This window comes from Duganella sp. GW822-FHT06D06, assembly GCF_058799615.1.
In genome coordinates, this window is the sequence record NZ_JBXALQ010000007.1 from 273,436 (window position 1) to 285,532 (window position 12,097).

The 12,097-nt window shown below is 54.2% G+C and carries 15 protein-coding genes; 9 read left to right on the top strand and 6 right to left on the bottom strand.

All coding sequences use genetic code 11. The features are described from left to right. Window positions 1–59 precede the first annotated feature (59 nt). The 7 genes from recA to AC1RMD_RS15770 all read left to right on the top strand — a co-directional run bounded on the left by recA (window position 60) and on the right by AC1RMD_RS15770 (window position 6,120). Window positions 60–1,187, top strand: a complete 1,128-nt coding sequence (recA, locus tag AC1RMD_RS15740) for a recombinase RecA (RefSeq protein ID WP_217944996.1) — start codon at window positions 60–62, stop codon at window positions 1,185–1,187. A 178-nt stretch (window positions 1,188–1,365) separates the two neighbouring features. Beyond that, window positions 1,366–1,818 (top strand): recombination regulator RecX, encoded by a 453-nt coding sequence (gene recX, locus AC1RMD_RS15745; RefSeq protein WP_492927673.1) that lies wholly within the window; start codon window positions 1,366–1,368, stop codon window positions 1,816–1,818. A 265-nt stretch (window positions 1,819–2,083) separates the two neighbouring features. Beyond that, entirely contained in the window at window positions 2,084–2,668 is a 585-nt protein-coding gene (locus AC1RMD_RS15750) for a DUF2889 domain-containing protein (protein ID WP_492927615.1), read from the top strand. 77 nt (window positions 2,669–2,745) lie between these two features. Next, window positions 2,746–3,915 (top strand): ADP-forming succinate--CoA ligase subunit beta, encoded by a 1,170-nt coding sequence (gene sucC, locus AC1RMD_RS15755; protein ID WP_445231717.1) that lies wholly within the window; start codon window positions 2,746–2,748, stop codon window positions 3,913–3,915. 13 nt (window positions 3,916–3,928) lie between these two features. Next, entirely contained in the window at window positions 3,929–4,810 is an 882-nt protein-coding gene (gene sucD, locus AC1RMD_RS15760) for a succinate--CoA ligase subunit alpha (RefSeq protein WP_492927616.1), read from the top strand. Between the two features lie 71 nt (window positions 4,811–4,881). Then, window positions 4,882–5,457 carry an FHA domain-containing protein gene (locus tag AC1RMD_RS15765; protein WP_492927617.1) on the top strand — a complete coding sequence of 192 codons (576 nt, stop codon included), beginning with the start codon at window positions 4,882–4,884 and terminating at the stop codon, window positions 5,455–5,457. A 195-nt stretch (window positions 5,458–5,652) separates the two neighbouring features. Continuing rightward, a complete protein-coding gene (locus AC1RMD_RS15770) occupies window positions 5,653–6,120 on the top strand; it encodes a pilin (RefSeq protein ID WP_492927618.1) in 468 nt (155 codons plus the stop codon). A 66-nt stretch (window positions 6,121–6,186) separates the two neighbouring features. Here the strand turns inward: AC1RMD_RS15770 and AC1RMD_RS15775 are convergent, their stop codons facing one another. Both AC1RMD_RS15775 and AC1RMD_RS15780 read right to left on the bottom strand, forming a co-directional pair. Then, a complete protein-coding gene (locus AC1RMD_RS15775) occupies window positions 6,187–6,897 on the bottom strand; it encodes a flagellar brake protein (protein WP_492927619.1) in 711 nt (236 codons plus the stop codon). A 248-nt stretch (window positions 6,898–7,145) separates the two neighbouring features. Continuing rightward, window positions 7,146–7,370, bottom strand: a complete 225-nt coding sequence (locus AC1RMD_RS15780) for a hypothetical protein (protein WP_492927620.1) — start codon at window positions 7,368–7,370, stop codon at window positions 7,146–7,148. A gap of 180 nt (window positions 7,371–7,550) precedes the next feature. Between AC1RMD_RS15780 and AC1RMD_RS15785 the strand changes: the two genes are divergently transcribed. Beyond that, window positions 7,551–8,036, top strand: coding sequence for a recombinase family protein (locus AC1RMD_RS15785; protein ID WP_492927621.1), 486 nt, complete (start codon window positions 7,551–7,553; stop codon window positions 8,034–8,036). A gap of 289 nt (window positions 8,037–8,325) precedes the next feature. Here the strand turns inward: AC1RMD_RS15785 and AC1RMD_RS15790 are convergent, their stop codons facing one another. The 3 genes from AC1RMD_RS15790 to AC1RMD_RS15800 all read right to left on the bottom strand — a co-directional run bounded on the left by AC1RMD_RS15790 (window position 8,326) and on the right by AC1RMD_RS15800 (window position 10,926). Further along, window positions 8,326–9,105 carry a hypothetical protein gene (locus tag AC1RMD_RS15790; protein ID WP_492927622.1) on the bottom strand — a complete coding sequence of 260 codons (780 nt, stop codon included), beginning with the start codon at window positions 9,103–9,105 and terminating at the stop codon, window positions 8,326–8,328. Between the two features lie 118 nt (window positions 9,106–9,223). After that, on the bottom strand, window positions 9,224–10,072 hold the full coding sequence (locus AC1RMD_RS15795) for a DUF2971 domain-containing protein (RefSeq protein ID WP_492927623.1): 849 nt from the start codon (window positions 10,070–10,072) through the stop codon (window positions 9,224–9,226). Window positions 10,073–10,083: 11 nt separating this feature from the next. After that, window positions 10,084–10,926, bottom strand: a complete 843-nt coding sequence (locus tag AC1RMD_RS15800) for a DUF2971 domain-containing protein (RefSeq protein WP_492927624.1) — start codon at window positions 10,924–10,926, stop codon at window positions 10,084–10,086. A 185-nt stretch (window positions 10,927–11,111) separates the two neighbouring features. Between AC1RMD_RS15800 and AC1RMD_RS15805 the strand changes: the two genes are divergently transcribed. After that, window positions 11,112–11,273: a hypothetical protein gene (locus tag AC1RMD_RS15805; protein WP_492927625.1), complete on the top strand. Its 162-nt coding sequence runs from the start codon at window positions 11,112–11,114 to the stop codon at window positions 11,271–11,273. Window positions 11,274–11,323: 50 nt separating this feature from the next. Here the strand turns inward: AC1RMD_RS15805 and AC1RMD_RS15810 are convergent, their stop codons facing one another. Further along, window positions 11,324–12,010, bottom strand: a complete 687-nt coding sequence (locus AC1RMD_RS15810) for a site-specific integrase (RefSeq protein ID WP_492927626.1) — start codon at window positions 12,008–12,010, stop codon at window positions 11,324–11,326. Between the last annotated feature and the right edge of the window lie 87 nt (window positions 12,011–12,097).

Consider the following 12,097-nt stretch of genomic DNA (forward strand, 5'->3'; position numbering starts at 1 on the left):
TTTATACAGTGCTGCCTGTACCGACGAATTTGCACCCACCTACTGGTTGAAAGAACATTATGGACGATAAAAAAGCTGTTGTACCTGCATCAGAAAAGGCCAAGGCGCTGGCTGCCGCGCTGGCCCAAATCGAGAAGCAATTCGGCAAAGGCTCCGTAATGCGCATGGACGCCAACACGCCGATCGAGGACGTACAGGTCGTGTCGACCGGTTCGCTCGGCCTGGATATCGCGCTGGGCGTCGGCGGCTTGCCGCGCGGCCGCGTGGTGGAAATCTACGGTCCGGAATCGTCGGGCAAAACCACGCTGACGCTGCAAACTATTGCTGAGATGCAAAAACTGGGCGGCACCTGCGCCTTCATCGACGCCGAACACGCGCTGGACGTCGGCTACGCACAGAAACTGGGCGTCAACCTGCACGAGCTGCTGATTTCGCAGCCGGACACCGGCGAACAAGCGCTGGAAATCTGCGACGCGCTGGTGCGCTCCGGTTCGGTCGACCTGGTGGTCATCGACTCGGTCGCCGCGCTGACGCCACGCGCCGAGATCGAAGGCGACATGGGCGATTCGCTGCCGGGCCTGCAAGCCCGCCTGATGTCCCAGGCGCTGCGCAAGCTGACCGGTTCGATCAACCGCACCAACACCCTGGTCATCTTCATCAACCAGATCCGCATGAAGATCGGCGTCATGTTCGGCAGCCCGGAAACCACCACCGGCGGCAACGCGTTGAAGTTCTACGCCTCCGTGCGCCTGGACATCCGCCGCACCGGCTCGATCAAATCGGGCGACGAGGTGATCGGCAACGAAACCAAGGTCAAGGTCGTCAAGAACAAGATCGCGCCGCCGTTCAAGGAAGCGCACTTCGACATCCTGTATGGCGCCGGCACCTCGCGTGAAGGTGAGATTCTTGACCTGGGCGTGGAAGCGAAGATCGTCGAGAAGTCCGGTTCCTGGTACAGCTACAACGGCGAGCGCGTCGGCCAGGGCAAGGACAACGCCCGTATCTTCCTGCAAGAGCGTCCTGAGCTGGCGTGGGAAATCGAGAACAAGGTCCGCGAATCGCTGGGCGTGCGCGTACTGCCGCCGCTGGCCGCCGACAAGGGCGACACCGTGGTCAAGCTGAAATCGGTCGACAAGGCCGACAAGGCCGATAAAGCGGACAAAGGCGACAAGGCCGACGCCGCGTAATCAGCGTCCGCTTGATCCCGAACCACCGCGCTGTTGATTCAGCCGGTGGTTTTCTCATTGTGCAAAGGGTTTTTATGGCAGCACCGCAACTTAGAAGTCGTTTCAAAAAGACCTCAGCTTCGTTGTGGCGCCTCGCCGTGCATTCGCACTGTCTTCGTCACCACGCCTCGCTGAGCTCATTTTGAAACAACTTCTTAGCCTGAAGGGCCGCGCCCTGCGCTACCTGTCGATGCGCGAACACAGCCGCATGGAGCTGGCCCGCAAGCTGGCGCGCTACGCGGAGGAGGGCGACGACGTCGAAGCCCTGCTCGACCTGCTGGAAAAGAACAATTGGCTGTCGCAGGAGCGTTTCTCCGAAGCGCTGATCCACCGGCGTTCGGCCCGCTTTGGCAACAGCCGCATCGTCGCCGAGCTGCAAAGCCACGGCATCAAGGGCGAGGAACTGCAGGAACTGAAAGCCGGCCTGGCCGCAGGCGAGACCGAGCGCTGCGTCGACGTCTGGAATCGCAAGTTCGGCACCGTGGCGGCCGATCCGCAGGAACGCAACAAACAGATGCGCTTTTTGCTGCAACGGGGATTTTCCCAGCGCGCCGTGCAAACCGCCCTGAAAGGCGCGCCGGAAGACGACTGACGGATCAAGTGGACCTTGCCGCGCTGCACCATGCAATGTTTCCATGACTGAAATAAGCACGGTGAATTTCTTGTAAAAACGATCTCGAAACGCCCATTTTTCCCTCCAAAAGATATGTTCTGACGCAACTGGAGGTCTTGATGTGCTACACTTTTGGGGTTTTTGCAGCGCCGCAGGTGCGGTAGTTGTCCGTAGAAGCTGCGGACACGTGCGATCAGCACATGGCTGCTTACTAAATTTCTGTCGCGAGAGCGGCATCGGTCTTATGTCCCTGTCAACCCCAGTTAACCGACGTGCGCTCCGGCACACGCGCGCAATTGCCGTCCAAGCGTACGCACGCGATGACGGACTGTGGGATCTCGACGCCCATATCACCGACATCAAAGTGATCGACACCGTGCTGGCCTCCGGGCTACGTGCTGCCGGCACCCCTCTGCATGACCTGCACCTGCGTTTGACCGTCGATCTGCAACTGAACATCGTCGATGCCGAAGCCGCATCCGATGCCGTTCCGTATCCCGGCCACTGCGACACCATCGCCCCCGATTATAAAAAACAGCTCGTCGGCCTGAACCTGATGAAGGGTTTCCGCCACGAGCTCAAGCAACGCCTGGCCGGCATCGCCGGCTGCACCCATTTGACCGAACTGGCGCTGATCCTGCCCACGGCCGCGGTGCAGGCGTTCGCCAACGATGTCTGGTCGACCAACGACGCGGCGACCGAGAACGACGGCGTGCCGCGCCAGAAGCCGTTTCAACTCGACAAATGCCATGCCCTGCGCACCGACGGCGGAGCAGTGGCGCAGTTTTACCCGCGCTGGGTGGCCAAAGCAGCACCAGGTGGCGCGTAGCAATCTCTGCTTACTAGATCCACACATTTCGCAGTATCAACCGATTTTTACACATCAGCATCAGAAGGGAAGCCAGCATGAAAATCCATGAGTATCAAGGCAAAGAAATCCTCCGAAAATACGGAGTGACGGTTCCGCGCGGTATTCCGTGCATGTCCGTTGAAGAAGCAGTCAAAGCTGCTGAAACCTTGGGCGGCCCGGTCTGGGTTGTAAAAGCACAAATCCACGCCGGTGGCCGTGGTAAAGGCGGCGGCGTTAAAGTCGCGAAATCGCTGGAACAAGTCAAAGAATTCTCCGAGCAGATCCTGGGCATGCAGCTGGTCACGCACCAGACCGGCCCTGAAGGCCAGAAAGTACGCCGCCTGTTGATCGAAGAAGGCGCGGACATCAAGAAAGAACTGTACGTATCGCTGGTCACCGACCGCGTATCGCAGCGCGTGGTGCTGATGGCTTCCTCCGAAGGCGGCATGGACATCGAAGAAGTTGCCGAGTCCCACCCGGAACTGCTGCACTCGATCGCCATCGACCCATCGATCGGCCTGACCGACGCTGAAGCCGCTGGCATCGCCGCCAAGATCGGTGTGCCGGAAGCGTCGATCGCCGACGCCGTCACCAACCTGCAAGGCCTGTACAAAGCCTACTGGGAAACCGACTCGTCGCTGGCCGAAATCAACCCGCTGATCCTGACCGGTTCGGGCAAGGTCATCGCTCTGGACGCCAAGTTCAACTTCGACGCCAACTCGCTGTTCCGTCAACCAGAAATCGTCGCTTACCGCGATCTGGACGAAGAAGATCCAGCTGAAGTTGAGGCATCGAAATTCGACCTGGCCTACATCTCCCTGGACGGCAACATCGGCTGCCTGGTGAACGGCGCCGGCCTGGCCATGGCCACCATGGACACCATCAAGCTGTTCGGCGGCGAGCCAGCCAACTTCCTGGACGTAGGCGGTGGCGCCACGGCTGAGAAAGTGACCGAAGCCTTCAAGATCATGTTGAAAAACCCAGGCCTGAAAGCCATCCTGGTCAACATCTTCGGCGGCATCATGCGTTGCGACGTGATCGCCGAAGGCGTGATCACCGCAGTCAAAGCCGTGTCGCTGAACGTGCCGCTGGTAGTCCGCATGAAGGGCACCAACGAAGACCTGGGCAAGAAGATGCTGGCCGATTCCGGTCTGCCTATCATCGCAGCCGACACCATGGAAGATGCAGCGAAGAGCGTAGTCGCCGCCGCTGCCGGTCAAGCTTAATTAAGGAATCAACATGTCCATTCTGATCAATAAAGATACCAAAGTAGTTACCCAAGGTATTACCGGCAAAACCGGTCAATTCCACACCCGCGGTTGCCGCGACTACGCGAACGGCAAAAATGCTTTCGTGGCAGGCGTGAACCCGAAGAAAGCCGGCGAAGATTTCGAAGGCATTCCTATTTTCGCTAGCGTTGCAGAAGCGAAAAAAGAAACCGGCGCCAATGTTTCCGTGATCTACGTACCGCCAGCAGGCGCTGCCGCTGCGATCTGGGAAGCTGTCGAAGCCGAACTGGACCTGGCCATTTGCATCACCGAAGGCATTCCTGTCCGCGACATGATGGCCCTGAAGGATCGCATGGCCAAAGCAGGTTCCAAGACCCTGCTGCTGGGCCCTAACTGCCCAGGCCTGATCACCCCTGACGAAATCAAGATCGGCATCATGCCAGGTCACATCCACCGCAAGGGCCGCATCGGCGTGGTTTCGCGTTCGGGCACCCTGACCTATGAAGCAGTCGGTCAGCTGACCGCACTGGGCCTGGGCCAATCGTCGGCAGTCGGCATCGGCGGCGACCCTATCAACGGTCTGAAGCACATCGACGTCATGAAGATGTTCAACGACGATCCTGATACCGACGCGGTCATCATGATCGGCGAAATCGGTGGTCCAGACGAAGCCAACGCGGCTTACTGGATCAAAGACAACATGAAAAAACCGGTCGTCGGCTTCATCGCCGGTGTAACCGCTCCTCCGGGCAAGCGCATGGGCCACGCCGGCGCGCTGATCTCCGGCGGCGCTGACACCGCACAAGCCAAACTGGAAATCATGGAAGCTTGCGGCATCACCGTTACCAAGAACCCGTCCGAAATGGCGCGTCTGCTGAAAGCAATGCTGTAATAACAGTGCGCTTTAGTGTGAAATAATGAAGGGGAGCCCAGCGCTCCCCTTTTTTTGTTTTGGAGACCAGATTGGCGAAGATCCTCATCTCACGGGATGGACAGATAGAACAGCAAGTACAACTGAGCAAAGAGCGGATGACCATCGGCCGTCACCCGCGCAACGACATCGTGCTGACGCATCCGGCCGTCAGCGGCGACCATGCCGTCATCGTCACCATCCTGGACGACTCCTTCCTGGAGGACCTGCACAGCACCAACGGCACCTTCGTCAACGGCCACCGCATCGGCAAGCACTTCCTGCAACACCAGGATGTGATCAAAATGGCCAAGTTCCAGATCGAGTTCGTCGCCGACGGCGTGCGCCCCATGATGGCGGCGGAGCCCGTGCTGGCGCAAATCGAAGTATTAAATGGCAACAATGCCGGCAAGCAGATGGCGCTGACCAAGCCGCAGACCACGCTCGGCCGCGCCGGCGTGCAGGTGGTGGTGATCCATCGCCAGCCCGACGCCTACACCATCACCCACCAGGAAGGCGCGCAGCCGCCGCTGGTGAACGGCATCGCCTTGGGCAAGCAGGCCCAGCGGCTGAATCACGGCGACGTGATCGACCTCGGCGGAACCCAGATGGCCTTCCGCATCGCCTGACAATATTTGTCAACGGCGACCCTGGCTGACAAATTGCGGCCTCGGACTGACAAAAAACGGCAGTCCGGGCGACCCAAAGCGACAGTTTTTGGCATCTTTTGTGGTTTTTGAGTTGAAAAACGAGCTGGCACACCAATTGCTCATAGCTAAGTGTCCCACCAAATTTTGATGTTCAACACACCCCAGGAGTCGAAAATGAAATCCATGAAAATGATGAAGAAACAAGCCCAGGCTGGTTTCACCCTGATCGAACTGATGATCGTCGTTGCCATCATCGGTATTCTGGCCGCAGTCGCGATTCCAGCCTACAGCGACTACACCGTGAAAGCCAAGATGGCCAACGCCCAGGGCGCGATCGACTCGATCAAGACTGCGGTGGCACTGTGCGCCCAGGAAGGTGGAGGGGATCTGACCGGTTGCAACGCCGGCGCCAAAGGCGTACCGACCTTCACCACGACCAAGGAAGTCACCAGTGCCACGGTTACCGACGGCGTGATCGTTGAAACCTTCGCCACCGGCGTCGGCAAGAACATCGACGGCTTGACCGCTACCTTCACCCCGACCATCGCCCCCGGTGCCGCCAACGTCACCTGGAACGTGACCACCACCGTCACCAACGTGGCAGCGGCAGCAGCGCTGACCAAGAACAACGTAGTTCCTTAATGTTCTCGGTTTGAACGTAAAAAAACCGGCTTCGGCCGGTTTTTTTACGTTCCTGCATTGAGCGAATCAGACGATCTTCTGGCGATCGGCGATCAATGCTTCGTAGGTCAGGTTTTGCAACATGGTGTAGTGGACCGGGTCCAGGTCGATGAACTGCACGCCGTAGGTGAACACCTCGGGCTTGTCGCCGGCGGCCGGCTTGACCACGTTGATGTTGCGGATGGTGGCATTCGGATTGATGCGCACCTGGCGGTTGCCGGGCTGGGCGATCAGGTAGAACGACAGGCCAACCTGCGCCTCGTCATCCGACAGCTTCTTGGCCGACTCGATCAGCGCGCCAGAGACGCTCAGGTTCACCAGGAACACGGAATTGGTGCCGGCCGGGGAACTCACCTGGGCCGGGATATCGACCTTGACCCGCATTGCCGCGCGCAGGCTGGTGCCCTGGATGGACTGCGGGAACGATAGGTGGACGTAGAACAGCGGACGCGGAAACACCCGTTGCACCACGCAGGAGAACGAGCACACGTTGACGCCGGAGAAGACGCGGATGGTCAGCTTGTCGCCGTCGTTGAGGGCGATCGGTGCGCCATTCTCGAACGGAACCTTGACGATCATGTACTCATCCTTGGCCCAGCCGATCAGCGTGGAGAAGTGCTGGATCGGCTTGATCGTGCGATGAGTAATGAACTGAATCCTGCCGCCCACCTGCAGATTCATTTGCTCGAATTCGTATTCCTGAGTCTTGGCTTCGCTCGGAGGAGGGTTGCTGCTCATTCAAATTCTTTCTCGTATGCGCGAGGCGGGTACGGTGAGGCCTACGTCAAAAGATTACTTCAGTGACATTTATTATATACCCACCAATCTAAGGTAACAATCAGACAATACAAGAGGTTGCTGATTGGTCGCAGACTAGCCCGCCGGCGACGGCGCAATGCTGAAAACCGTTGCATTTCGGAGTGGAGGGCAGGGGCTGCGGAGTTGAATTTTGCGGCACGCAGGGCGTTGATCAGGATATTGCCGGGCTAATCGTGTTCAGCCCTGACCTCTAGCTGATAGTCCAATCCGTCCTCAGGGAACACACCTTTGCCTTTCAAGATTCCGAAGGCCGCAGCGATGGCGTTTTTGCGCGCATCAAGCTTTACCGCGATTTCAGCCGATGCCGCTTGTGCGTTGGGTACTCCACCTAAGTGAACTACTACGAAGTCACATCTTGTAAGTTCTGAGCCATAAGGAAAACCACTGCTCATGTCGGATCAAAAGATAGTAGACAGTAATTATGAGCTAGGTAGCAATGGGCCTACTATCTTATGATCCAAAAATAAGCCAAATATGAGCCACATCGCGTATTACAGAGCCAGTACGAATTCCCAGTCCATTGATGCACATAGGCAGCACTGACCAATGCCAAGCTGATCGAACGTGAGTTCATGGACGAGGGCGTGTCTGGTTCTGTGCTTGCCGCCGACCGTGAGGGCTCCGCTGCCATGCTGTCGTATGTGCGTGAGGGCGACACGATTCACGTCTACGCGGTTGATCGTCTGGGCCGTGACGCTATCGACGTACAGACCACTATCCGGGCCTTGCTGACGAAGAAGGTCACTGTACATGTCAACGGCCTTGGCCCGATTGGTCCCGGCGTAGGTGAATTGATCGTGGCTGTGCTGGCGCAGGTAGCGGACATGGAACGCGCACGCATCAACGAACGCACCGCAGCAGGCCGTCGGCTTGCCAAGACCACGTTAGCGGCCACCGGCAAGACCCACCGGGGCAAAGACAGCCTTGGCCGTCCTGCGAAGGCAGACGCAGCAGCAGTCAAGGCATGGCGTATCGACGAGAAGAAGTCCATCAGTGAGACAGCCGAACACTTCAAGCTGTCGGAGTCCACCGTGAAGCGTTACTGCGGCGCGGCGTAGGGAGTGATAGGACGCCCGTAGCGGCCTCGCTCATCGGCAGGCAGTGCAACACTGCTTACCAGCGCCAACAGCGCGCTGCGCCATATTTTAAAAAGCTGTCTGGCGAATTCTCCCCAGCTGGCAACTCGTTAAGTGGCCTACCGGACCTCCCGACCTTCCAGACTGTACCGACCGCTCGACAGATATCTTGCTGCGCTCAGCGAAAGTTTCTGTACGGCTGGCAGGGTATTGAATGAAGCGCTGGACCTGAAGAATTTTTTCACAGCTAGATCAACGAGAATAAACCGATTCATTTTTCCGATTTACTCTGCTCCTTCGGACAAGCTGTACTGAAATAATTGCAGAGAAAACCTTTGTTACTGTTTCTTCCCCTGCGGAAGTTAACCCGAATTAAATCATCTGGATTAATAAGTGAAATAATTTGCTGGTCACTCATTATAATTAAAGAATGTTCAAATCTCCTTAAAACTACGCCCTTGATTACTTGAGTGGAGTCCTTGTTTTTTAAGACCAACTCATCTTCAACTTTTTCGCTTAACAGGATTTTTGCGCTTATCGTTGCCATTGCAAACAATATACATGCTCCCAAAATTGCCAAGGCACTATACAAGAACGTCCGCTGATAGGCACTCGGTATATGTTTCTTTGTAAGAAAAGCAAACAGCATTGTGAACATACCTAGGCCCGTCACTCCCATCGAGACAGACCTGTCTCCAAGCATTAACCAGATTCCAATATTGGATATTGCAACAAAAAATAAGGCAATATTTTCAATCTTGTCCTTTTGGCTGAGAGTAATATTGTTCTTTTGAGCGGCAATCGCATCCTTTTTTCCAAAATAGAACCCTACAAAAGCGGTGAATACAACGTAAATCGCCGTATAAGGAAGCCAGATAATTGCACTTCGCAAGTGATCAGAAAATGATGTAGGCACTTCTCTCAAGCTAAGTCCGAGTCCGTACAGATACCCGGAATCGTATATGACGGAGAATCCAACGCATAATGTTCCAAATAGTGCAATAATCTTTGAGCTAAGCTCTGCGATTTTCGACAGTGTTTCAGTTTGCAAGATTAATCCAGTTAAAGAAATTGTGAGGTAGCATGATATTCAAACAGTGCCAGCAAAGCGCCCCGTGCCACCGGTCGCTGCGATAGTTACAGCCAGCGCTGGAAGCTACTAATAACCTTTACCGCAACGTGGACTTTGATTTAGTAACTTTAACCCCAACAATGCCCTGACTACGTAGAAAAGTCTCGACCTGTTCCTGACTTTCGACGCAGCCCGGCCCAATCACTACTTCACGAATCGATTGTTGAACCTTATCGGGATAGTCAAAGTAAGGTGTTATACCGTACATGCCTACTCTCCATTTGCGCTCTTTGATGACTCCCGCCACAGTTTCTTTTTCACCTAAATTCCCAGGATCAATTATCACTGGCGAGTACATTAGACGGTGTTCGTTTTCAGCGCGAAATGCATGACTCTTCACCGTCTTACAAGCAGCAATAATAAAACGATTGAAAGAATTAATATCCTTGTACGCATCATCTGGATTGAAGGCCAACATTGTATCTTTGAACTTACGCGCAAATTCATCGACTTCATCCGGCTGCAGATAAGTCACCTTAGCCAATTCCACTTTTGCCGATCGATCTTTAGTGCGTTTCACTATAACGGACATATTATCGAAATCAAAATGCAAACGGTGCGGACAGAGTTCGGAAGGGTCAAAGCCAAGGGAAATACCCTTTCCTTTCCCTCCATATGCTTGCCATTGATAAAGATCATCGCCATCCTCCGAGAAGCAAGATGAATAGCAATCAGCATCTGCTATTGCGGAATGAATTAAATTCTTTTCATTAATAAGGTTGGGATTGCTAGATACGGCCTTAATCACTGCTGGAAGTACCGCATTACGAAAGAAACTCATCTCCCCGGAATCATTCATAGAGAATACCGAAGACAACCTCAGCGTATTGGTTTGAATGATCGACAGGAATGCGTTTGTATCGCAGTAATGGTAGATTAACGACATGGTTTTATCCCTCAACGTAAGGTAGCTTTGGAGCGCTTCACCTCAGGGTTCATGCCATAAGTACGAAGAAAGTCCTCTAGGTGTTCTCCACCTATCTCTGTGCAGTTAGGTCCGAGTATGATTTCCCGTATGTGTCGCCGTACATCCTTATATTCAAAGTAAGGAGTTAAACCATGCGGTCCATATCGCCACATCCTCTCTTTTAGAGGACCATCAACGGTTCCCATTTCATTTAGGTTATATGGTTTGTTAATTCTTGGGGCGTAGAGCAAGCGACGCTCTTTTTCAGCTTTAAACTTATGATTCTTAATGGTAGAGCTAATGATGTTGATTACGCTCACGATTGAATCTATCGGATGAGTCATTCCATGTATATCAACATTTACTAATTCTTCGACCCGTCGCGCACAGAGCTCAATTTCTTCATCGTTCATATACAAAACAGATGAAAGGCCGAGTTGATGACCAACATCCTTATCTGGCCCGCTTATCCGATCAACAAAGCCAGCGAAAGAAAAAGACGCTGGCTGGAATGGGCATAATGTTTCTGAATCAAATCCAATTGCAAAGCCTCTTCCTTTCTGCCCGTAAGCCTGCCATTGATATAAGTCATCGTCTTCGGTTGAAAAGCAAACTCCGTAGTAATCAGTTCGATAGGTCTGCGCTAAAAAATCAAAGCCTTGATCACTTCGGTATAAGCTGATTCGCTCTCGTACGATGGGTAAGACTTTATTGAGGAAGTATTTAAGCTCCCCCGTGTCGTTCATTGAATAAAGGGAGGACAGCCATAAAGCATCATTCTGGATAATCGAGAGAAATGCATTGGCGTCACAATAGTGATAAATGGTCGGCATGATTGACCTATGGGTAGATTTAACTCCAGCTTAACATGACGGAGCAGTCTGGCAATCATCTACCGACGAAAACTGCGCACCGTTAAACTTGCTGCTCCCGGCTTACGTCTGGGGGGGAGCGTCTGACACGTAACTCTGTACTTTAGCCCAGCCCTCTTTATACTGTGTTTTTATTCAGTATCTTGATGGGGATAGTCGTAAAGGTGCGAGTAGTCAAGATGTTTGCCAAGGGCGTGGCGGTAGAACGTCGGATGCTGAGCGACCGCTACACCATCAAGTACGAAGGCAAGCTGGTCATCATGGACGCCACCGACCAAGGACGGCACAGACCCGTGAAGGTGGCCTGATTGATAAACGAAAGGGGCATCGCCTGCGAACTTCAAGACGTGCATGTAGTCTAGTCTAGCGACAACCGTATCACCTTCACCGGCGATGAACGGATCAAGAGCGAAAACGGCAGCACGTGCATTCTGCCGTAGTGGTTTAAGAAGAGATACTCGCGTGTTGTTACCCAGTTTAGTAGTCTCCATACGACGCCCGGCAGTGAACATTTGATGCTTAGCTCGCTTAGGCGCGCTTCTTCATCTGCGGTGAGTAACCGGGTTCGACCTTGTGGCGTAGCGGGCTTACGGACTAGCGCACATGGGTTTGCCGTCGGAAGACCCCACTCCTTGCGTGCATGGCTGATGACGCTCGATAGGATGCTCAGTTCTCTGATGATGGTAGCAGGTGCAACCGTCTTGAGGCGTTCGTCACGATAGCTAGCAACGATAGCCGGATTGAGTTTTTCCATACTGTATGCGGCGATTTTTTGGCGCTGCATAAATTGAATCGCCTGCTTCTCCCGCTTCTCGCTGCGCTTAGTCGGGCTGACTTCTTCCACGTAGCGCTGGAGAATGTCGGTTAGCAGGATGTTTCGTGCAGAATGGGTTGTTTGGTGAACTCCCTGATCCATTGCGGATTCGATAGAGCGTGCCCATCTTTGGGCTTCTGCTTTCGTGTCGAACGAACGAACTTCATCGGGATAGCCTTTGCGGTGCACGCGGGCTTGCCATACGCCTGATCTTTGTCGAATTGATGCCATGTTCACTCCAGTGAGACAGGAGTGGGACAAGAACTGTTTTTAACTTCATTTCGATATCGGCTTGCAAGATTGTCGAGCAGGACGCCA